Source organism: Streptomyces sp. CB02009, from assembly GCF_001905825.1.
GTDB lineage: Bacteria > Actinomycetota > Actinomycetes > Streptomycetales > Streptomycetaceae > Streptomyces.
Genome location: NZ_LIVV01000009.1, coordinates 112,583 through 133,706, shown reverse-complemented (window position 1 = coordinate 133,706; position 21,124 = coordinate 112,583). Strand labels below are relative to the sequence as shown.

Here is a 21,124-nt window from a genome sequence, read left to right as displayed (position 1 = left end):
GGCTGAACCTCTCCGCAGGGCAGCTTCCGTACGTCCCCGTACTCGGTCCCGTACCGTGTGCGGGGACGTCCGCGTGAACAGGGGAGGCGACACGACATGGCCGCGAAGGACCGGGACCGGTTCTCCACCGCGACCCGGATCAGACTGCTCGGCGAGCAGACCGCCGCCCGTGTCTACCGCTCCCAGACCCGCCGCCAGGCCCGCCGCTCCCGGCTCACCGGCCGCGCGGCCTTCCTCGCCCTGGTCGTCTGCTCCCTCGTCGTGGCGCTCGCCTACCCGATGCGGAGCTACGTCTCCCAGCAGGGCGAGATTGCCGAGCAGGAGCGCAGAGCCGCCGAGGCCGCCCGCCGCGTCGAGGAGCTCAGGGACGAGAAGGCCCGGCTCCAGGACCCGGCGTACGTCCGCCGCCTCGCCCGCGAGCACCTCCACTACGTGCTGCCCGGCGAGACCGGCTTCACCGTGAACGACCCCGACGCGGAGCAACGGCCCCGCGGCGACCAGGGCGCGGCGGACCGCCCCTGGTACGACAACCTCTGGGACGGCGTCGACCGCGCCGACCGTCCCTGACCCCTCCTCCGCACCAGACGAGCAAGGCAACCGAGACACACATGGACACGCCCCCTCCGCAGACCGAACGCACCGAGCCCACCGAGCGGGACATCGCCGCCTTCGAGCTCCAGCTCGGCCGGCCGCCCCGCGGCCTGCGCGCCATCGCGCACCGCTGCCCGTGCGGCAACCCGGACGTCGTCGAGACCGCGCCCCGGCTCCCCGACGGCACGCCGTTCCCGACCACGTACTACCTGACCTGCCCCCGGGCGGCCTCGGCCATCGGGACCCTGGAGGCCAACGGGGTCATGAAGGAGATGCAGGCCCGGCTCGCCACCGACCCGGAGCTCGCCGCCGCCTACCGGGCCGCCCACGAGGACTACATCGCGCGCCGTGACGCCATCGAGGTCCTGGAGGGCTTCCCGAGCGCCGGCGGCATGCCGGACCGCGTGAAGTGCCTGCACGTCCTCGTCGGCCACTCGCTGGCCGCGGGACCGGGCGTGAACCCGTTCGGCGACGAGGCGCTCGCGATGCTGCCGGAGTGGTGGGCGAAGGGCGCCTGCGTCACGCCGTGCGCGGACCAGGACGAGGAGAAGAAGGAGGAGGCGCGGTGACCCGGGTCGCCGGAATCGACTGCGGTACGAACTCCATCCGCCTGCTCGTCGCCGACGTCCACCCCGAGACGGGCGACCTGATCGAGCTGGACCGCCGGATGACGATCGTCCGGCTCGGGCAGGGCGTCGACAAGACCGGCCGGCTCGCCCCCGAGGCCCTGGAGCGGACCTTCGCCGCCTGCCGCGCGTACGCCGAGGTCATCAAGGACCTCGGCGCCGAGAAGCTGCGCTTCGTCGCCACCTCCGCCTCCCGCGACGCCGAGAACCGCGCCGACTTCGTGAACGGGGTCGTGGAGATCCTCGGTGTCGAACCCGAGGTGATCACCGGCGACCAGGAGGCCGCGTTCTCCTTCACCGGCGCCACCGGCGAGCTGCACGGCGACGACCGCCGGCTGGTCGTGGACATCGGCGGCGGCTCGACCGAGTTCGTCGTCGGCAACCGGCACGTCGAGGCGGCCCGCTCCGTCGACATCGGCTGCGTCCGGCTCACCGAGCGGCACGTCCGGCACGACCCGCCGACCGCGGAGGAGGCCGACGCGATCCGCGCCGACGTCCGGGCCGCGCTCGACCTGGCCGCCGGGACCGTCCCGATCGACACCGCCGAGACCCTCGTCGGCCTCGCCGGATCGGTCACCACGGTCGCCGCCATCGCCCTCGGGCTCCCGGAGTACGACTCCGAGAAGATCCACCACGCGCGGATCTCCGCCGCCCAGGTCGCCGAGGTCACCGACCGGCTGCTCGCCTCCACGCACGCCGAGCGGGCCGCGATCCCCGTCATCCACCCCGGCCGGGTGGACGTGATCATCGCCGGCGCGATCGTCCTGAGGGAGATCGTCGAGCGGGTCGGAGCGCACGAGGTCGTCGTCAGCGAGCACGACATCCTCGATGGGATCGCCCTATCCGTCGCATAGTGGGCACCTATCGACGCCCCCCGGAGGGGTGCCGGCCGGAAAGTTCGTGAAGTTCTTCACAAGGAAAAGGGCCCTGATGGCGTCCGAGGGGGGTCTTTGGGCCCTTCGGGTGGCGCCTCAGGGCCCTTTCGCAGGTGCGGGGGTCGATTCGCTCGATGTTTCCATCGTGTGAACGGGGGTCCCGGTTCAGCGTTAACGGGGGCTCTCCGGGCCAGTTCACAAGGGGTGAACAACGTTCACCCCGGCACTCCGGTTCCTTTGCAGCACCATGACATGGATCACGTGGGCGGCGGAGTGTAGCAGAGGTGTCCAGAGACCTTGTGAAGGGGCGCACGAGCACCCCCCTCAGGAGGGGTGGATACTCGATCTCATGAGCACCACGGAGCGTCCCAGGATCCTCGTAGTAGGCGGCGGGTACGTAGGCCTGTACGCAGCTCGGCGCATCCTCAAGAAGATGCGCTACGCGGAGGCGACCGTCACGGTCGTCGACCCGCGGTCGTACATGACCTACCAGCCCTTCCTCCCCGAAGCCGCCGCCGGCAGCATCTCGCCGCGCCACGTCGTCGTCCCGCTGCGACGCGTCGTGCGCGGAGCCGAGGTGCTCACCGGCCGGGTCACCACCATCGACCAGGACCGCAAGGTCGCCACGATCGCGCCGCTCGTCGGCGAGGCGTACGAGCTGCCTTTCGACTACCTCGTCATCGCGATGGGCGCCGTCTCCCGTACCTTCCCGATCCCCGGCCTCGCCGAGCAGGGCATCGGCATGAAGGGCATCGAGGAGGCCATCGGCCTGCGCAACCACGTCCTCGAGCAGCTCGACAAGGCCGACTCGACCACCGACGAGGAGGTCCGCCGCAAGGCGCTGACCTTCGTCTTCGTGGGCGGCGGCTTCGCCGGCGCGGAGACCATCGGCGAGGTCGAGGACCTGGCCAGGGACGCCGCGAAGTACTACCAGAACGTGTCGCGCGAGGACATGCGCTTCGTCCTGGTCGACGCGGCCGACAAGATCCTCCCCGAGGTGGGCCCCAAGCTCGGCCAGTACGGCAAGGAGCACCTGGAGAGCCGCGGGATCGAGATCTACCTCGAGACCTCCATGGACTCCTGCGTCGACGGCCACGTCGTGCTGAAGAACGGCCTCGAGGTCGACTCCAACACGATCGTGTGGACCGCCGGCGTGAAGCCGAACCCGGCGCTCTCCCGCTTCGGTCTGCCGCTCGGCCCCCGCGGCCACGTGGACTGCAACGAGAAGCTCCAGATCAACGGCCTCGACTACGCCTGGGCCGCGGGCGACAACGCCCAGGTCCCGGACATGGTCGGCCGCAAGGCGGGCAACCCGAACGCCTGGTGCCCGCCGAACGCCCAGCACGCCCTGCGCCAGGCCAAGGTCCTCGGCGACAACGTGGTGGCCGGCATGCGCGGCTTCCCGCAGAAGGAGTACAGCCACGCCAACAAGGGCGCGGTGGCGGGTCTCGGCCTGCACAAGGGCGTCGCGATGATCGTCATGGGCAAGGTGAAGATCAAGCTCAAGGGCCGTCTCGCCTGGTACATGCACCGTGGCTACCACGGCATGGCGATGCCGACCTGGAACCGCAAGATCCGCGTCTTCGCCGACTGGACCCTCGCGATGTTCCTCAAGCGCGAGGTCGTCTCCCTGGGCGCCATGGAGACGCCGCGCGAGGAGTTCTACGAGGCCGCCAAGCCCGCCCCCGCGCCGGCCGCCCCGGCGCAGGAGAAGGCCAAGGCCTCCTGACCCGAGCAGGGTCCGCGGTACCGGCAGCACACGCGGTACCGGCAGTACACGTAGTACCAGCAGCACACGTAGCACCAGCAGTACCAGCAGTACACGCAAGGCCGTAAAAGGGCCGTCCGCCATCCGTGGTGCGGACGGCCCTTCGCGTGTTTTGCCGACTGATTGCGCTGTGCCGGGACTGCAAACACCTACGGACGGTGTTCCCTTGGTGACGAGCATTTCTGGGGCACGAGATCACGGAGGTGTGCACCATGGCCGACGCCGCGTCGCGGCTGACGACTCTCGCCGAGGAGCTGCTGGGCGAACCGCTCCCGGTCCGGCTGCGAGCCTGGGACGGCAGTGAGGCCGGGCCGGTGGGCGGCCCCGTCCTGATCGTCCGCGACCGCCGCGCTCTGCGGAGGATGATCTGGAAGCCCGGCGAACTGGGCCTGGCCCGCGCCTGGGTGGCCGGGGACCTGGACGTCGAGGGAGACCTGTACGCGCTGCTCGACGCGCTCTCGGGCATTCTCTGGGAGCGGGACGGGGACACCAGGGGGCTGCTCGCCTCCGCGCGCGACCCGAAGCTGCGCGCCGCCGCCCGCGCCCTGCTGAAACTGGCCGGTCCGCCGCTGCCTCCGCAGCCGCCCGCCGAGGAGATCCGCGGCCGCAGCGGCGGCCGGCACACCCGGCGCCGCGACAAGCAGGCGATCAGTCACCACTACGACGTCGGCAACGACTTCTACGAGCTGGTCCTCGGCCCGTCGATGGTCTACTCGTGCGCGTACTGGGCCTCCGACGGCCCCGACGCGACCCTGGAGGACGCCCAGCGCGACAAGCTGGACCTGATCGCCCGGAAGCTGAACCTGAAGGAGGGCGACCGGCTCCTCGACGTGGGCTGCGGATGGGGCTCCATGGCCCTCCACGCCGCCCGGGAGTACGGGGCCAGGGTCGTCGGCATCACCCTCTCCCGCGAGCAGGCGGCGTACGCCCGCAAGCGCATCGCCGAGGAGGGCCTGACCGACCTGGTCGAGATCCGCGTCCAGGACTACCGGGACGTCACGGACGGCCCGTACGACGCGATCTCCTCCATCGGCATGGCCGAGCACGTCGGCGCCGTCCGGTACCGGGAGTACGCCGACATCCTGTACGGGCTCCTCAAGCCCGGCGGGCGGCTCCTCAACCACCAGATCTCGCGGCGCCCCGAGCCCGACGAGGGGGCGTACGAGATCGACGCCTTCATCGACGCGTACGTCTTCCCCGACGGCGAACTCGCCCCCATGGGCCGCACGCTGAGCACCCTGGAGGACGCCGGCTTCGAGGTCAGGGACGTGGAGGCGATCCGCGAGCACTACGCCCTCACCCTGCGCCGCTGGGTGGCCAACCTGGAGCGCGAGTGGGACCGGGCGGTCCGGCTCACCTCGCCGGGCCGGGCGAGGATCTGGCGGCTGTACATGGCGGCCTCCGCCGTCTCCTTCGAGCGCAACCGGATCGGCGTGAACCAGTTCCTCGCCGTGCGGACCCCGGTGTCGGGGAGGAGCGGCACGGCGCTGCGGCCGCGCGTCTGGAACGAGAAGGCCTGACAGGCCGGCCTGACAGGAAGGCCTGGCAGGAAGGCCTGAGGTACGCCGAAGGGCCGGCCCCCGGGTGGGGGACCGGCCCTTCGTGCCGGGGCTCGCGCCGCCGGGCTACTCGGCCTTGATGGCGGCGAGCATGTTCAGCCTGGCCGCGCTGCGGGCCGGCCACAGGGAGGCGAGGACGCCGACCAGGGCGGCCAGGACCAGGAAGATCCCGATCCGGTCCCAGGGCAGGACCAGGGCGTAGCCCGGGATCTGCTCCCTGATCGTCTCGCCGATCGCCCAGCCGAGGAACGAGCCGAGGCCGATGCCGACGACCGCGCCGAACACCGAGATGACCACGGCCTCCAGACGGACCATCCGCTTCACCCGGCGCCGGTCGAGACCGATCGCCCGCAGCATGCCGATCTCCTGCTGGCGCTCGAAGACGGACATCGCGAGGGTGTTGACGACGCCGAGGACCGCGATGATCAGAGCCATGCCGAGCAGGCCGTACATGATGTTGAGCATCAGGTTGATCGGGCCGCCGAAGGAGTCGCGGATGCCCTTGTGGTCCATCACCGTGATGTCGGGGTTGTCGCCCATGGCCTTCGCCAGGGCCCGCTCGTTGGCCGCGCTCGCGCCGCCCTCGGTCGAGACGAAGATCTGACGGATCTCCGCGCGCTCCTCGTGCGCGGTGACCAGCTTGTGGTCGATCAGGACCGGGGAGACGAACTCGCTGGGCTCGAAGACCGCGCCGACCTTCAGCGTGGCCTTCTGCTTGTCGAGGTACTCGACGGGGACGGTGTCGCCGACCTTGAGGCCGCGCTTGGCGGCGGTCTTCTCGTCGACGGCGATGGCGCCCTTGTCGAGGGCGGACAGCGAGCCCTTCACGACGGTGAGGTTGAGGACCTTGCCGATGTCGCCGGGGGTGACGCCGGAGGCCGAGACGTAGTCGCCCTTGATCTCCAGGGCGCCCGCCTGCTGCGGGGAGATCGCGGTGACGCCCGGTGCCTTCTCCAGGGCGGTCAGGGCCTCGGGGCTCAGGCTGTTGCCGCTGGCCATGGTGACCATGTAGTCGGCCTTGATCTGGTCCGTGGTGGCCTTGTCGAGGGCCGTGCCGACCGTGGCGCCGAGCACCGAGAGACCGGTGACGAGCGTCAGGCCGATGGCGAGCGCGGAGGCGGTGGCGCCGGTGCGGCGCGGGTTGCGGACCGCGTTCAGGCCGGCGAGCTTGCCGGAGACCCCGAAGAGGTTGACGAAGACGGGGCGGATCACGGCGATCACGGGCCGGGACAGGAACGGGATCAGCACGATCACGCCGATGAGGGCGAGGAAGGCGCCGCCCGCGATGAGCATGCGGCCCTCGTCGCCGCCCTGGCCGGCGCCGAGCACGATCAGGACCGCGCCGAGCGCGGCGAACGCGGCGCCGATGGAGTTGCGCACGACGAGCGACTTGGTGCTCGCGGTGGCGTGGACGCTGCTCATGGCGGCGACCGGCGGGATCTTCGCGGCGCGGCGGCCGGGCAGCCAGGCGGCGAGCATCGTGATCAGGACGCCGACGGCGAAGGCGCTGACGGCCGGGGTGGCGGTGAGCACGAGACCGCCGCCGGGGACCTTCATCTCGAAGGCGCTCATGGCCGAGCGGAGCGAGACGGCGAGGCCGATGCCGAGGACGTAGCCGACGGCGGAGGCGAGCAGGCCGACCAGGCCGGCCTCGGCGAGGACGGAGCGGGTGATCTGCTTGCGCGAGGCGCCGACGGCGCGCATCAGCGCCAGTTCCTTGGTGCGCTGGGCGACCAGCATGGTGAAGGTGTTGGAGATCAGGAAGATCCCGACGAAGAGCGCGATGCCCGCGAAGCCGAGGAGGACCTGGTTGAGGGCGCCGAGGCCGGCCTCGATGTCCTTGGCCTGCTGCTCGGCGAGGGCCTCGCCGGTCTGGGCGGTGGCCGCCTTCGGGACGACCTTCAGGACCTCGTCGAGGAGCTTCTCGTCGTTCGTGCCGGGCGTGGCGCTGACGGCCAGGTCTCGGTAGTAGCCGGGCTTGAGGTAGAGCTTCTGGGCGACGGCGGTGTCGAAGACGACGAGGCTGCCGCCGGCGTTGACGGCGCCGTCCTCGGTGGTGAAGACGCCGGAGAGCTCGTACTCCTTCACCGGGCCGGTCGTCGCGACGCGGACGGTGTCGCCGACCTTGTAGCCGCCCTTGTCGGCGGTGTCCTTGTCGAGCGCGATCTGGCCGGCCGAGGCAGGGCCGTTCCCGGAGGTGAAGGCGTACGCGCGGTCCTTGCCGTCCTTGCCGGGGGCGAAGTTGGTGCCCTTGTTGGACCAGCCGACGCCGATCAGCTTGCCGTTCTTGTCGGGCACGCCGGCGAAGCCGTCGACGCGGGGCGTGACGGAGGCGACCCCGTCGAGCTTCGCGACCTTGTCGACGTCCTGCTGGGAGAGGCCGGGGGTCTTCCGGGCGTCCTCGGCGGACGGGTACATCTCGACGGCGACGGCGACGTCGTCGTAGCTCTTGGCCGACTGGTTACGGAAGGCCTGGCCGAGGGTGTCGGTGAAGACGAGGGTGCCGGAGACGAAGGCCACGCCGAGCATCACGGCGAGGACGGTCATCAGCAGCCGCGCCTTGTGCGCGAGGACGTTGCGCAGGGCGGTACGGAACATGGGTGTGTCCTGGAGGAGGAGGGACGGCGGTCGGTGCGGGCTGTGCCAGGGGGTGTCCTGCCTGGTCGGCGGGACGGCCCGGCGGCGTCAGCTCGTGCGGCCCTTGGCGTCGAAGGCCTTCATGCGGTCGAGCACGCCGTCCGCCGTCGGGTGCAGCATCTCGTCGACGATCCGGCCGTCGGCGAGGAAGATCACGCGGTCCGCGTAGGAGGCGGCGACCGGGTCGTGGGTGACCATGACGACGGTCTGGCCGAGCTCGCGGACGGAGTTGCGCAGGAAGCCGAGGACCTCGGCGCCCGAGCGGGAGTCGAGGTTTCCGGTGGGCTCGTCACCGAAGATGATCTCGGGGCGGGAGGCGAGGGCGCGGGCCACGGCCACGCGCTGCTGCTGGCCGCCGGAGAGCTCGGTGGGGCGGTGGCTGAGCCGGGCGGAGAGCCCGAGCATGTCGATGACCTGCTGGACCCACTGCTTGTCGGGCTTGCGGCCGGCGATGTCCATCGGCAGCGTGATGTTCTCCAGGGCCGTCAGCGTCGGCAGCAGGTTGAAGGCCTGGAAGATGAAGCCGATCTTGTCCCGGCGCAGCTGGGTGAGCTGCTTGTCCTTCAGGGTGGAGAGCTCGGTCTCGCCGATGCGGACCGAGCCGGAGGAGAAGGAGTCGAGGCCGGCGACGCAGTGCATGAGGGTCGACTTGCCGGAGCCGGAGGGGCCCATGATCGCGGTGAACTCGCCCTGGCGGAAGTCCACGGTGACGTGATCGAGCGCGACGACCTGGGTCTCGCCGTGTCCGTAGACCTTCGAGAGATCCGTGGCGCGGGCGGCCACCGCGGTGGCGCGGGACACGGTGGGGGTGGTGGTCACGAGGGACTCCTGTCACTGCGGGGCTTCTTCGGGAACCCCTCCATCGTGTCGAGCGTTCGTGCTCGGATCGTCCGCCCACATGCCCGTTCCCGGGGCAGTCTCGAGTCGGACCGGGAGGTCCGGTCCTCCTCCTGAGGTATGACGGCGGCCCTGAGAGCCGGGTTCACGCCGACGTGACACACGTGCGACGACTTTTCGTCATTCCGGGGGGTGCGGCTTTGCGCCTGCGACCCCTGTCACAGTTCGGTGAAACGGCCCCCACCTGCACTGACACACCCTCAGGCGTCAATAAAATAAGACAACATCGGGAGGATGTTCCGCTGAACGGGGGATGCGCCCCGGATAGGCTCATGTGCCAACGCGGAGCTTCGCGACGCCCGGATGGTGGAATGCAGACACGGCGAGCTTAAACCTCGCTGGCCTTCGGGCCGTACCGGTTCGAGTCCGGTTCCGGGCACCACCTACAAGAAGCGATCTACCTGCGTAAACGGCGTGATCCCGCCCCTCGAATCCCGCCCTGCGGGAACACGGCGGGAACACGGTGGTCTATCGTCCTGCCATGGCGAGCGTGCACGCGCGGAGGAACCGCGCAGGAGAGATCACGAGCTATCAGGTGAAGTGGCGCGACGGCGGTGGCCGGACAGGCGCCCCTCAGTCGGAGAAGTTCGACGGTGATGAGGCCGGCCAGGAGGCCGCCGCCATCTTCAAGGCGGCCGTGGACGAGGCGGGCCAGCGATGGCCTCTCGGATGGGTGAAGGGCCAGGGATTCATCGTCCCGGAGGACCCTGGGGCCACCGAAGACGCGCGGTTCAGGTTCCGCGCATTCGCCACCGAGGTCATCGAGAACAAGACCGGCATCGAGGAGCACTACCGCAACGCGTGCATGCGCGAGCTGGAGATGTACGTCTTCCCCACCTTCGGCGAGTGCGACGTCCGGTCCGTCGAACACTTCAGCAGCACGACCGTACGGGCCTGGGTGCGTGTCCTTGAGCGGACCATGGTCCGCAAGGGCCGAGGCCCGTACAACCGGAAGATGTCCCCCAAGACCATCCGGAACCTTCACGGGCTGCTCTCCAGCATCCTGAACGAGGCCGTACAGGCCGAGCCGCCGCTGCGGGCCCGGAACCCGTGCGAGCGCACGAAACTCCCGCGGAAGGACGACGGCGGCGCAGTCGCCGGCGACGAGGACGTTGAGTTCCTGACCCCTCAGGAGGTGGCCGCCATCCGGGCATGCATGACGCTCCGCCAGGACCAGCTGATGCTGGACGTCAAGTACGGCACCGGGGTCCGCTACAGCGAGATCACGGCACTCGCCCCGTTCTGCCTCCTCGACGCCGGGACGCCCCGTGTGCGGCTCCAGGTGCACCGGGCGTGGAAGAAGGACGGGAACGGCGGGTACTACATCGGGATGCCGAAGTCGGCGCGGTCGCGCCGCACCATCCGTGTCAGTACGACCGTGATCGAGGCCCTCGCAGAGCTGCAGCGCGTCGAGGCGCTCGACGTGGACGCGCACTTTTTCACGGGGGACGAGGGGCAGCGGCTCCACTACAGCACGTTCTACGATCGGTGGCTCCGCGCCGTGCGCAAGGCCAAAGCCGAGGGGCTGCTGGCCGTCTACAAGAACCCGACTCCGCATGACCTGAGGCACTCGCACGCGGCCGCTCTCATCTCGGCCGGCCACTCGCTCACGTACGTGCAGCGGCGCCTCGGCCACGAGTCGATCAAGACCACGTCGGACCTCTACGGGCATCTCTTGCCCGAGGCGGACGACGACGCGATGGAGACGATCGAGACCGCCCTGCAGGGCGCCCCGCCAACCCTCCGCGCCGTCTCCTCGGCGTAGCGCGGCCGGCGACGCGCCGATGCCCCGGCGGCCGAGCCGCAAGAACGGCTCTGACTGCCGGGGCATCGGGAGAAGGTCATCCCCACAGGAGCCACGTGACGGCCGTGGCGGTAATCGCGCCGACCACCGCGCCCAAGACCATGCCGAGCTCGGGGCGGCGGCGCTGCTGACTCGTCTGGACGGCCGAGGGGGCCGCGGCCGGCTCGTCGAGGAGGCGCTCGATGCGCAGACAGGCCACCTCGGCGCGCAGATCGTCCACCTGCCCTCGGAGGGACCGGAATGTGAGGGCGAGCGTGACAACAGCAAGGGTCAGTACGCCGAGGACCATTACCCGGACTACGTCCGTCATTTCTTCCACCCATCCCGGCGTAGTCGCCGGATCCAGGTCTCCCCCCGTGCGCGCGCTGTGCACTCGGGCCGATAAAGGGGCTCGCCCGCCGTGTGGGGGTTGGCGGGCGAGCGACCGAAGCATGGTGCCGAGCTGCCTATCCCCAGCCGGGGTCGTTCGCCGGCTCGCTGGGTGTCGGTGTCGGTGTCGCGGCCGGTGTCACCTCGGCGGAGCGGCCCCATCCCGGATCCGCCTGAGCGGCCGTGTTGATGCCCACGACCGCGGCGACGGAAAACAGGACGCCGACGACAATCTTGATCACTCTCTGTCCCATGCGAGTCCCCTCCCTGTATCGATCACAATTCGAACGCGCATACGCCTCTTGACGTGGACCCTACGCTGACATGTGGCGATGGCGTATGCCACCAGTTACCTAGTGAAAAGTTGGACAAGTCCGAAAGAGGACAAGAACAAGGAGCGCGGTATGGAAGTGGACGCCAGTCTTCGGCTTACGGCGGAGGAGGAGCAGGCCTACCGCGACGTCGCGGAAGGGCGGCCAGTGGCCGCCTCGGGCGCCCTCGACCGACTCCGCCATCTCGGCCTCGTACGCGACATCGGAGGCACGGTGGTCGCCCTCGACCCGAGGATGACGGCTCAGCACCTCCTGACCGGCTACCACGGCCAGCTTGCTCGCACGCTCCAGTTGATGAGCCAAGTCGCGCAGGTCGAGGCGCTCTCCCGCCACTACGACCCGCAGCGCGCGTACGGCGGTCCGGCCAGCGAGTTCGTCCACAGTAGGCAACTGATGAACGAGCGGATCGGGCACGCGCTCCTTGACGCGCAGGAGGGGCTCCTGACTGTTCAGCCCGGTGTGCCGAGTGAGCGAAACCCGGAGGTCCTCCAGGAGGCCATAGTGCGGGCCCGTGCGCTCCTGGAGCGGGGCGTCATGGTCCGGTCGCTCTACCCGGCCGCTGCGCTCACCCACGCGGCGACGATGGAGTACGTCGACTGCGTCATCGAGGGTGGCGGCGAGGTCCGCGTGGGTCGCGATCTTCCACCGCGCATGGTCCTGGCGGGCAGGGACCTGTTCGTCGAGAACCATGTCGTACCGGCGGAGGTCGACTCGGGCTGGCACATCAAGGACGTTGCCGGCGCCGCCTTCGCCCGATCGGTGTTCGAGGGGTACTGGGTCAGAGCTACGCCGTGGCAGGAGGCACGCGCTGCCCTCGCGGACGCCGTCACCACTCCGCGTCAGCGCATGATCCTGCGCGGCCTGGGTGAAGGTGACACGCAGGCGGTCGTGGCCAAGGCGCTGGACGTGAGCGGCAGGGAGGTCGGCCGCGAGCTGGAATCGCTGCGCGACGAACTGGGGCTCAAGTCGACGAACCAGCTGATGGTGTGGTGGGCGACGAGTCGAGACAGGGAAGTGCCGTAGCGGCCGCCGCCTGTAGTCGGGCGGCGCGGGGGTGACGTGGGCCATCAAAGATCCAAAAATGCCTGGCTAGCCGTGCATACAAATGATCATGGTGCATTCAGTGTGGGCATGTGGTCCGCCCAAGTTCAGCCCCGCCCCCCGACTGGGTGCTTGCCCGTCGTGCTCGGTTCGGGGCGAGGGTGCGCGACGCGCGGATGTACGCGAACCTGACGCAACAGGCCGTCTGCGAGCGTTCAGGCCTCGGGCGGGCGACCGTGCAGGAGATCGAGGCCGGGCGCGCCGCGCCCACGGTCGACACCGTCTTGCTCCTGGCGGACGCGATCGGGATTCCCCCTGGCGAGCTGTTCGAGTAGCTCCGGCCGGAAGGTCTCCGGCCGGAGCTGGGTACAGCTACAGGGCCGGCTGGCCGCTGCCCGGGCAGGTCTCGGTTCCGGTGCCGCCGCGCTGGTGCATGGCCGTCGGCTCGCCGGTCGAGGCGCCCACTCCTGCGCCGCAGACGGGGCAGGATCCCTCACACATGCCGGGGTCGAATCGCTTGCTCACGGTGCAGTCCTCCTGGGTTAGGTGGTGCTGACGGTGGTGCGATGTGCACTCCCCGGGCGGTGCCGGGGAGGGTCAGATGGACGCCTGGAGGTCGAACTCGCGGCCTCCGAGCGTCTGGCCCGAGCGGGCGGTGTAGTGGAGCAAGCAGAAACCGCGGGCGCCGTTGTGGAAGAGCACGCCGAACCCGGGGTGCTGGGCGTCGGAGCTGTACGCGGAGGACTCGGCGATCTGCTTGTTGCCGCTGTTCGCCAAAGCGGCGGCCAGGTAGGCCGACAGGCGGATGGGCGTCGTGGACTTGTTCTCGAACAGGGCCGGGTAGGGGACCTCGGCCGGGGGCTCGCCCTCGACGGGGATTTCGGGCCCCTCCCACTTGTCACCGGGGGCCGCGGCGGCCGTGACGCCGATCCAGGCCTGTGCGCCGGTGGTGAGAGTGACGTGGATGCCCCGCAGGTGCTCCGCGCCGCGCTCCCACGGTACGGAGGACAGGACGTCGGGTGCTTCCGCCAGCGCGGAGAGTGCGAACGCGTGGAATGTGTCGAGGCGCATTTGGTGATCTTTCGGTCGGTGGCAGCCGAGCCAGTCTAGGCAGGCGCGGAGGATCCCTCGGGTGCGATGCCGAGAACGAGCGCGGCGAGCATGCAGGCCAAGATCAGGCAGTAGATCACTTGCCTCTGCCACTCCCTCACGGGGCGGCCGGCGCGAGCGGGGGCAGGCCGGGACGCCCGACGAACGGCGCGCGGGACTCCTCCGCCGCGCGGTACTCACGGAACGTCGTGACCATGCTGCGGACGACCATGGCGAGCTGCCGGGCGTACGACCAGGGGCCGAGGGGCCCGTCACCGGGCCCGTCCTTCTGGAGCATGGCCCAGTCCCGCAGGGCGCCCTGCCCGCGCACGGGACGCCGCCCGGCGGGAATCGCCTCGATGCCCTCGGCAAGGCTCGCGGCGTGCGTCAGGAGTGCGTCGGTGAGCTGCGCGAGCGCCAGGGCGTCGGGGTTCTGCTGCATCGTGAGGGCCCGGCGGACGGTGAGCAGCGCCTCGTCCTCCGCGTGCTCCTCGACGGACGTAGCGATCTGGCGGAGAGGCGTACTGAGATCAACCTCAATGGTGCGCTCGGACTGCTCGGGCATCAGGTGCTCCCTACCGTCGCGGGGCTGTCGGTACTGCGACGGTAGGGGCCTCAGGAGAGTGCGAGGGGTACGAAAGTACCCCCTTGTCTCAGGCGGCCAGGAGACCGACTTTCACCGCCAGTCGGGAGGCTCGCTCGCGGCGGCCGGCGGTGCGAGCCGAGCACTCCTCAAGGATCAGGGACTTTGCGTACCCGTTGTAGCGGATGGTTTCCGGCGCCGCCTCATGGGCTTTCTCGAGCGTCGCGATGGCGACGTCAGGCTGGTTGTTGAGCTGGTAACCGCGGGCTTCCTCGATGCGGTGCCGGGCGCGCCGCGGCCGGGACGGAATCGTCGTGGCGTCCGCGCGGGCGGCCTGCCGTACGGACTCGCCGCCGGCGTGCAGCTCCACAGCGACGGTTACCGCGTGGGCGCCCATGATGGCCTGAGAGAAGCTGGTCACCGGGTGGAAGTAGTCGTCCGGCAGGGCCTTGGCCATCTTGCGGGCCTTGCTCCAGTGGCTCCAGGCCGTGCCCTTGCTGCCCCTTCGGGCCGCGGTGTACCCCGCTTCGAACCGCAGGGCGCCAGCGATCGCGAGGACGCGGTCGTCGGCGTCCGGCAGCAGCGGGGCGAGGTGCTCCAGTGCTTGCATGGTGACGGCGTCTGCGGCGTCGTAGTGGCCCGGGCCGGAGTCGCGGTGTGCTTGTGCCATGAGCCAGGCCGAGACGCCGATGGCGTGCGGGTCCGTGGACTGGGCGGCGGCGACCATGCTGCGCTCCGCGACGCGCCACAGCAGCGACGGATCAGGCTGGTACGCGAGGAAGAACTGGCTGAGCGAGTAGGTCTCGCTCAGCACTGCCTGGGCTGCACGCCACTCGGTCTGCGTCTCGGCGTGCTGTACGGCGAGGTGGGCATCACGGATGAGGCCCGGCAACAGGCTGCCCAGGATCTCGCGGTGGTTCGGCGCCGAGTGCCGCGACTGCCAGGCCACCGAGAGTCGTGCCGCGAGGTGTTCAGCGCGGGGCGGGGCCGCCGTTGGTGCGCCGATCGGCAGTGCATCGACGGCGGCGCGAACGGCGGCGAGCCGGGGATGGCCTGGGCCTTGGAAGAGGGGGGCGGGCATGTCGCTGCGTCCTGTCAGGTCGGATAGGTCCCGGACTCGGAGCGCCTCGGCGCACCGCAGTACGGTGCCGAGGCCGGGCTCCTCGATGCGCCCGCTCTCGACTCGCTTGACCCACTCAACCGACATGCCGACGAGGCCGGCCAGAACCTCACGGGTCATACCGCGGTGCTGACGCAGGATCTGGAGTCGTGTGCCGAAACGCACCGGGTCGGCGTACGGGTCGGGGGTAGCATCACGTGGCATGGGCCTTGCCCCTATCTCTGATCAGACTCGACACCTGTCAGGGTAGGGGGCAGGGCCTCTCCCATGTGATCCAGAACGCAAGAAATCGCCCTCTCTCGCAGGCTGCGAGAGAGGGCGCGTCGGTTCAGGGGTACTGGCGGCGGGTGGGGTCCAGGGCGGCGGCCTCGGCCCGCTTGAACGGGGTCTGCGTCGGGGTGGGTGCGGTGGGCGGGCGCTGGCAGGCGAGGACGTTGGGGTCGCCGCCGAGGGGCTGCAGGGTGTACCCGTCGGGGCAGGGCTGGCCGTCGGTGCCGTCCCGGCCGTCGTCCCCATCCTGCCCGGCGGGCCCGGTCGGCCCCTCAGGCCCTGCGGGCCCGGTGGCACCCGCGGGGCCCGCCGGGCCTTCCGGGCCTGTGACGGCTGGGCCGGCGGGGCCGGTCGGCCCGGGCGGGCCCGTGATTGCCGCGCCAGGCTCACCCGGGGTACCGGGCGGCCCGGTGGCTCCGGGGCGCCCGGGCTCCCCTGGCTCGCCCTTGGCTCCGGTGGGACCGGCGGGCCCGGGGATGGGCACGGGGACCGTTGTGCGCTGAGGGAGGTCCTCGACGGCCTGTTCCGGGTCGGGCGCCGCCGGTGCCTCGCCGAGGGCCTCGACCTGCGCGCGCAGGACGCGGACGTCGCCGGCGAGCGTCGAGGCCGCGTCCCCGCGGAGATTCGCCTCGGTGATGGCCTGTTCGCGGGCCTCGGTCTCGTGGGTGATCCGCAGCCACACCAGTACGACCGCGCCGGACAGCACGAGGAGGAAGGCAGCGAGCCCGAGGGCGCGCCACCGGTGGGCGAGGGTGCGGCGCAGGGCGGTGGGCTGGCGGTGCGTCGTCGGCGTCACGCGGGGCGTCCTTCCAGCTCGGCGAGGCGCACGCGCAACCCGTCGCACTCGGTGGTGAGTTCGGCTATCCGATGGTGCAGGGCGGAAGTGCTCGCGCGCTCCTCCGCGAGCTCGGCGTAGGCCGCGGCGAGCTCCTCCGCCTTGGTGGTCAGCTGTCGCCGCAGCTGCTCGCGCTCCTCCTGGAGGTCGTCGACGAGTGTCGAGTAGCCGCCGAGGACCTGTCCGTCTCGCGCTGAGCGGGACTGGCTGCGGTGCCCGGCGAGGGAGGCACCGGCCGCTGCGAGGCCGACGAGGATGGTCCCGAGTGCGCCGAGCGTCGCGATGTCCACGCGGTGGCCTCCGGTCTGTGGGGCTGGTGTTACTGGCGGGGCGGGAGGGTGCGGGTCGGCGGCTGGTCGGTACGGAGCCAGCCGGGGAGGAGCCGCTGCACGCCGGGGAGGGCCATCACGCGCGTGAGGCCTCCGGCGACGGCGAGGGCGCCGGCGACCCAGGGCAGGGCCTCGGGGATCCCGGCCGCGGTGACGATGGCGGGGAGGACCACGGCGATGCCGAGCCCGGTCTGCAGGACGGTCCGTACGGTGCGCTTGGTGCTGTCCTTCATGGGGGTGGTGTCCTTTCAGGAGAAGAGGAGGTGCCAGGTGAGGGGGCCGGGATAGCCGTCGGCGTCGCCCCGGAGCTGGGGCTGGGAGCGCTGGAAGTCGCGCACGTTGAGGCGGTCGGCCTCGCCCCACTGCCGGGACGGGCCGACGCGGTAGTGCCGGCCGTAGCCCTTCTTCACCAGCTGGCGGCCGAGCTGCTCGATGGCGGGGCTCGACTGGCCGAGGGCGAATGCGGCGCGGCCGGGGAACGGCGGCCGCGAGCGGCCGGGCGCCGGCGTCTCGGGCTTCTTCGGCGGGACCGGCGCCAGGTCGAGGAGGGCGGCGACCCGGGTACGCATCGAGTCCATCGAGAAACCGCGCGGGTCGCTCTTACCGGGCTGCCACTCGAGGTGGCCAATGACGGAGCGCTCGCCCCAGCCGTACGCGCGGCAGACGGCGGCCGCGGCCTTGGCGATGGCCTCCAGCTGGACCTTGGGCCAGGGGTCCTTGCCGTCGCCGAGGTTCTCGCACTCGAACCCGTAGAAGTACCGGTTGCCGTCGGTGTCGGCCTCGTCGTCGACCGGCAGGGGCCGCTCGTCGGTGACGGCCTGGAGGACGTCGCCGTCGCCACTCCCTGCGTGGTTCGCGCGACCGGCGGACAGCAGGTGCACCACGCCGTCCTTGGCGATGACGCCGTGGCAGAGCGGGCCCGGGAGCCCGGCGTACCCGTCGTGGCAGATCCGGACGGTGGTCGTCGTGCCCTTGGTGACGGTGTGGTGGATCATCACGCCGTGCACCGGGCCGAACGGGCCCTTGTGGTTGCGGTTGTGGGTGCGCCAGCCGTCGTGTTCGACGACGGTCAGGCCGGCGCCGCGGAGCGCAGCGAGGAGCCGGTCCGCGGTCAGTGGTGCGGCCATGGTGAGGACCTCCAGAAATGCAGAAAGCCCCGGCCGGAGGCGGGGCGTACGGGGTGTGAGGGGTCAGATGGGGCCGTCGATGAACAAGCCGTCGAGCATGATCCCGTTGGTGTTGTTGCCAGCCGCCGCGGGCACGCCGAACTGGAGCGCGCCGGACGGCTGTGAGGTGGTGCGGACGCCGTAGAAGCCGGTGGTGCCGCCGGCGAGTTGCCAGCCGTGCTCGAACGTGGGTCTGTGCGGAGCATTGAAGTTGAAACCCGTGGTGTTGGAGTTGGCCACGAGGGTTCCGGCGACGACGGAGATGCGCCCCTTCAGCTCCCAGCGGTCCTGCCCGAGGACGCGGAGCTTGCGCAGCATGGGGGTGAGGGTGGCCGCGCTGAATCCGGTGACAAAAGTGCCGAGGGTGGTGAGCGGGGTCCACTCCATGACCTCCTCGAACAGGCGCGAGTTGAGCTTGCCGGCGGTGAGGAGCTCCCCCGCGAGGAACGGGATGTACGGCGCCACAGGTGCCTCCTACAGGGCGAGGACGAGGGGTTGGGCCAGGGCGACGGCGGCTCCGGTCGAGTGGGCCTTGACGATGCCGTTGATGGAGCGGACGACCGTGGCGGTCTGCGTGAGGGTCGTGCCAGACATGGCGGTGATGCGGACCTGTTCGCCGCCGATGAGCACGTCGAACGGGAACTCGCTCGGGAAGGCGGCGCTGTCGATCCAGCGGGGCCCGGGCGAGGAGACGAGGGTCATGCTGGTCGCGCTCGATGAGACGCCGGCGCCGAGGGTGCAGCCGTCGGTGTCGAGCCGTCCGAGGTTGGGGTCGTCGAGGACGCCGACGGTCCAGGGCCCGGCGGGGGTGCAGTTGAGGACGACGTCCCACGTGTAGAGGTCCAAGACCTGGCTCCAGCCCTGGACGATCAGGTCGACCGGCCCGGGCGGCAGCCAGGAGGGGAGGTTGGTGAGCCGGATGCGGTCGCCGACGGTGAGCCCGAGGAACGCGGGGATCAGGTGGGGTGCGGCGTGGAGCATGAGGCGCACGCTGGGGTAGCGGGCCTCGTCCCAGGTGCCCAGGTGCAGCCGCCACCCGGCGATCTGCGGGGGCTGGTCGTCGTTGTGCAGGTTGAGGGTGACGGAGTCGTCGTAGACGCCGATGCCGTTCGGCGGGGCGGCCGTCGACATGGGGCCGGTCTCCTGGACCGACCGGGCCGAGGAGCCGGCCGTCCGCGTGACGGTGACGTCGTTGCGGCTCTTCTGGTCGTCGTCGACCGGCTCCAGCGGGGGCCCGATCTCACCCTCGGCGGTGTAGCTGAGGGTCATTCGGGGCGTCTGGTTGTAGAGGGTGCGCAGGTCGCGGTAGGCGAGGGAGGCGTCGGTCTTGGACTCGTAGAGGATGCCGCCGTCGGCGTCGGCGCAGTCCTGCAGCAGGGTGAGGAGGTCGGCGGGGCGCTGGGGGCCGAGGGCGGCGGACGGGTTGGCCGGGTCGGTGTAGGTGGAGAGGGCGACGGTCCGGCTCTCCTCGTTCGCGAGGCGGGCCATGCGGGTCGTGGCGGTCTCGCCGGTGAACCCGTGGTCGGCGGAGGCGTACGCGGCGGCGACGATGTCGGCGGCGAAAACGGCGAGGTGGCCGATGCTGAGAGTCGGGATGCCAGGGCCGAAACTGGTGTCGACCTGGTTGACGACCCCGACGGTTCCGGCGTAGCTGCCTGACACGGGGACGCCTGACGACACACCGACCTTCGTCCACGTGATGGTGTACGAGACGTTCCCGCCGGACTGCTCGGCGGCGAACTCCAGCCTCCACCACGCGCTCCACAGGTTCGTACCCGTAAGGATGGTGCTGTCCAGTGCCAGGGCGCCGGTGGCGTCGTAGCCGAGGATGTGTGTGCTCGTGCTGCTCATCAGGATGCGCCACCGACGGATGGTTCCCGTGGTGGTCCACGAGAGCATTTCCTGTTCGGCGGCCGGTGGCGTGCCGTCTGCTCGGTAGGGCAGGCACAGGGCCCATGCGGTGGATGCGGTGGTGGGGACGCGGCCTCGCAGGGTGGCGCCGGGGGCGACGTTGGGCAGGGCGGCCGATCCGCCGAGGCTGTCGTCCTGGGCGAACTGCCACCCGGTGACGGCGAGCGGGGCGACGCCGGTGATCGGCGAGTAGGCCTGGGTGGCGCCGTCGTCCTCCTCGCACGGCCAGTAGGCGAGCGGGGAGTAGGACGGCAACCGTCGGCGCAGCGTGGAGGCGAGGGCCTTGGTGCCCTGGCCGAGGCGGCGCAGGGTGCCGGAGGCCTCGACGGACACCCACACGTCCTTCCCCGAGACGTCCCAGCGGGTGGGCCAGGAGGAGATCGCGCCGCTGAAGATCCGCTGCTGGTTGGAGATCGACCCCTGCGGATTCATCGTCCAGACCTTGCCCGTGGAGTCGGTGATCGACGGAGCCCCGGGCGTCTGGCCGGCGAAGGTGGGTGAGGCGACGAGGGTGCCGGCGATGCCGTTGCGGAGCTCCATCGCGTGGAACTGGCCGAGGGGCTTGGTGTACAGGAGGTTGGTGGCGTTGCCGACGGCGACGGGCGTGGTGGAGTTGAAGATCGAGGTGACGCCGGCGCCGGTGACTGGGTCGCCGAGCTGGGTCCAGGGGCCTGCGATCGTCGGGGCGGTGTAGAACGTGGCGGTCCAGCCGCCGGAGCCGTTGTTGACGTCGAGGGTGGCCCGCCAGGCCATGCGCCGGGACGGCGGGACGGCGGGGGTGGTGGCGCAGTGCGCGCCGATGGTGGTGGTCCCGTCCGGCGACCACTCCAGGTAGGGCCGGCCGTTGCGCTGCTGGAACATCCAGGAGCGTTGCCCGCCGGTCGTGATCCACTTTCCTGTGAGGTCGGTGCCCTGAATTCCAGCGGGAGTGGTCCACAGGTCGAGGGTGGCGTCGAAGCGGATGTCGATGTCGCCGGTGATGTCGAGCGCGGCCGCGTCCGGCGTCGTCGCTCCGGTGTTGGTCGTCCCGCCTGTGACACGCAGGTACGTGGCGCCTCCGAGGACGGACACCTGCACCGGGGTGTTGCGGCCGATGAGCCCGTAGTACGGGCTCATCGGGTTGCGCGGGGAGTACTTCCCGAGCCGGTTGTTGAACTCCAGGCTGGCGCGGGACGGGTTGGTGCGGGCGCTCTCCTCGGAGCGCCCGCACTCGATCCCGATCGGCGAGCGGGTGTAGCAGTCGGCCGTGACGTCCGTCCAGACACCGCCGATCTGCAGCTCGGTCCGGACGTCGAGCGGGGTCTGGGGGAACGCCACGACAG

Annotated in this window: 22 protein-coding genes and 1 tRNA gene; 9 read left to right on the top strand and 14 right to left on the bottom strand. The window is 70.7% G+C overall.

The features are described from left to right. Nucleotides 1-96 precede the first annotated feature (96 nt). The 5 genes from AMK27_RS31345 (at nt 97) to AMK27_RS31325 (ending at nt 5,380) form a co-directional block, all read left to right on the top strand. A complete protein-coding gene (locus AMK27_RS31345; protein ID WP_073915866.1) occupies nt 97-567 on the top strand; it encodes an FtsB family cell division protein in 471 nt (156 codons plus the stop codon). 41 nt (nt 568-608) lie between these two features. Then, nucleotides 609-1,160, top strand: coding sequence for a DUF501 domain-containing protein (locus tag AMK27_RS31340; RefSeq protein ID WP_073915863.1), 552 nt, complete (start codon nt 609-611; stop codon nt 1,158-1,160). Next, nucleotides 1,157-2,071: a Ppx/GppA phosphatase family protein gene (locus AMK27_RS31335; RefSeq protein ID WP_073915861.1), complete on the top strand. Its 915-nt coding sequence runs from the start codon at nt 1,157-1,159 to the stop codon at nt 2,069-2,071. Before AMK27_RS31340 ends, AMK27_RS31335 begins: the two co-directional genes overlap by 4 nt. A 370-nt stretch (nt 2,072-2,441) precedes the next feature. Then, complete coding sequence (locus AMK27_RS31330) at nt 2,442-3,821, top strand: NAD(P)/FAD-dependent oxidoreductase (protein WP_030315263.1); 1,380 nt, start codon at nt 2,442-2,444, stop codon at nt 3,819-3,821. A 251-nt stretch (nt 3,822-4,072) separates the two neighbouring features. After that, on the top strand, nt 4,073-5,380 hold the full coding sequence (locus AMK27_RS31325) for an SAM-dependent methyltransferase (protein ID WP_073915858.1): 1,308 nt from the start codon (nt 4,073-4,075) through the stop codon (nt 5,378-5,380). A 105-nt stretch (nt 5,381-5,485) separates the two neighbouring features. Here the strand turns inward: AMK27_RS31325 and AMK27_RS31320 are convergent, their stop codons facing one another. Next, nucleotides 5,486-8,017 carry an ABC transporter permease gene (locus tag AMK27_RS31320; protein ID WP_073915854.1) on the bottom strand — a complete coding sequence of 844 codons (2,532 nt, stop codon included), beginning with the start codon at nt 8,015-8,017 and terminating at the stop codon, nt 5,486-5,488. Between the two features lie 87 nt (nt 8,018-8,104). Next, nucleotides 8,105-8,875 (bottom strand): ABC transporter ATP-binding protein, encoded by a 771-nt coding sequence (locus tag AMK27_RS31315; protein WP_030315258.1) that lies wholly within the window; start codon nt 8,873-8,875, stop codon nt 8,105-8,107. A 375-nt stretch (nt 8,876-9,250) separates the two neighbouring features. Between AMK27_RS31315 and AMK27_RS31310 the strand changes: the two genes are divergently transcribed. Beyond that, nucleotides 9,251-9,335 (top strand) — tRNA-Leu (locus AMK27_RS31310). 99 nt (nt 9,336-9,434) lie between these two features. Continuing rightward, nucleotides 9,435-10,718: a tyrosine-type recombinase/integrase gene (locus AMK27_RS31305; RefSeq protein ID WP_073915851.1), complete on the top strand. Its 1,284-nt coding sequence runs from the start codon at nt 9,435-9,437 to the stop codon at nt 10,716-10,718. Between the two features lie 76 nt (nt 10,719-10,794). Here AMK27_RS31305 and AMK27_RS31300 read toward each other — a convergent pair whose 3' ends face one another. Beyond that, nucleotides 10,795-11,067 carry a hypothetical protein gene (locus AMK27_RS31300; RefSeq protein WP_073915847.1) on the bottom strand — a complete coding sequence of 91 codons (273 nt, stop codon included), beginning with the start codon at nt 11,065-11,067 and terminating at the stop codon, nt 10,795-10,797. A gap of 136 nt (nt 11,068-11,203) precedes the next feature. Further along, a complete protein-coding gene (locus AMK27_RS42775) occupies nt 11,204-11,380 on the bottom strand; it encodes a hypothetical protein (protein ID WP_158076939.1) in 177 nt (58 codons plus the stop codon). Between the two features lie 150 nt (nt 11,381-11,530). On the opposite strand from AMK27_RS42775, the gene AMK27_RS41335 reads away from it, so the two are divergent. Together AMK27_RS41335 and AMK27_RS31290 are read left to right on the top strand one after the other, a co-directional pair. Then, nucleotides 11,531-12,481, top strand: coding sequence for a hypothetical protein (locus AMK27_RS41335; RefSeq protein WP_079188649.1), 951 nt, complete (start codon nt 11,531-11,533; stop codon nt 12,479-12,481). Between the two features lie 110 nt (nt 12,482-12,591). After that, complete coding sequence (locus AMK27_RS31290; RefSeq protein WP_073915844.1) at nt 12,592-12,834, top strand: helix-turn-helix domain-containing protein; 243 nt, start codon at nt 12,592-12,594, stop codon at nt 12,832-12,834. Nucleotides 12,835-12,871: 37 nt separating this feature from the next. On the opposite strand, the gene AMK27_RS42770 is transcribed toward AMK27_RS31290, so the two are convergent. The 10 genes from AMK27_RS42770 to AMK27_RS31245 all read right to left on the bottom strand — a co-directional run bounded on the left by AMK27_RS42770 (nt 12,872) and on the right by AMK27_RS31245 (nt 21,119). Continuing rightward, nucleotides 12,872-13,024, bottom strand: coding sequence for a hypothetical protein (locus AMK27_RS42770; RefSeq protein ID WP_158076937.1), 153 nt, complete (start codon nt 13,022-13,024; stop codon nt 12,872-12,874). A gap of 72 nt (nt 13,025-13,096) precedes the next feature. Beyond that, on the bottom strand, nt 13,097-13,570 hold the full coding sequence (locus AMK27_RS31285) for a hypothetical protein (RefSeq protein WP_073915842.1): 474 nt from the start codon (nt 13,568-13,570) through the stop codon (nt 13,097-13,099). A 136-nt stretch (nt 13,571-13,706) separates the two neighbouring features. After that, the gene (locus AMK27_RS31280; protein ID WP_073915839.1) at nt 13,707-14,153 is read right to left on the bottom strand and encodes a DUF6415 family natural product biosynthesis protein; all 447 of its coding nucleotides are present in this window, start codon (nt 14,151-14,153) and stop codon (nt 13,707-13,709) included. An 88-nt stretch (nt 14,154-14,241) separates the two neighbouring features. Next, nucleotides 14,242-15,495, bottom strand: a complete 1,254-nt coding sequence (locus AMK27_RS31275; RefSeq protein WP_073915837.1) for a helix-turn-helix domain-containing protein — start codon at nt 15,493-15,495, stop codon at nt 14,242-14,244. A gap of 124 nt (nt 15,496-15,619) precedes the next feature. Continuing rightward, nucleotides 15,620-16,357 carry a collagen-like protein gene (locus tag AMK27_RS31270; RefSeq protein WP_241847655.1) on the bottom strand — a complete coding sequence of 246 codons (738 nt, stop codon included), beginning with the start codon at nt 16,355-16,357 and terminating at the stop codon, nt 15,620-15,622. After that, entirely contained in the window at nt 16,354-16,686 is a 333-nt protein-coding gene (locus AMK27_RS31265; RefSeq protein ID WP_073915835.1) for a hypothetical protein, read from the bottom strand. The genes AMK27_RS31270 and AMK27_RS31265 overlap by 4 nt, the downstream gene beginning before the upstream one ends. 29 nt (nt 16,687-16,715) lie before the next feature. Then, the gene (locus tag AMK27_RS31260; protein ID WP_073915832.1) at nt 16,716-16,958 is read right to left on the bottom strand and encodes a hypothetical protein; all 243 of its coding nucleotides are present in this window, start codon (nt 16,956-16,958) and stop codon (nt 16,716-16,718) included. A 15-nt stretch (nt 16,959-16,973) separates the two neighbouring features. Beyond that, nucleotides 16,974-17,852, bottom strand: coding sequence for a peptidoglycan-binding protein (locus AMK27_RS31255; protein WP_073915829.1), 879 nt, complete (start codon nt 17,850-17,852; stop codon nt 16,974-16,976). Between the two features lie 63 nt (nt 17,853-17,915). Continuing rightward, complete coding sequence (locus AMK27_RS31250) at nt 17,916-18,356, bottom strand: hypothetical protein (RefSeq protein ID WP_073915825.1); 441 nt, start codon at nt 18,354-18,356, stop codon at nt 17,916-17,918. Nucleotides 18,357-18,365: 9 nt separating this feature from the next. Next, entirely contained in the window at nt 18,366-21,119 is a 2,754-nt protein-coding gene (locus AMK27_RS31245; RefSeq protein WP_073915820.1) for a hypothetical protein, read from the bottom strand. Between the last annotated feature and the right edge of the window lie 5 nt (nt 21,120-21,124).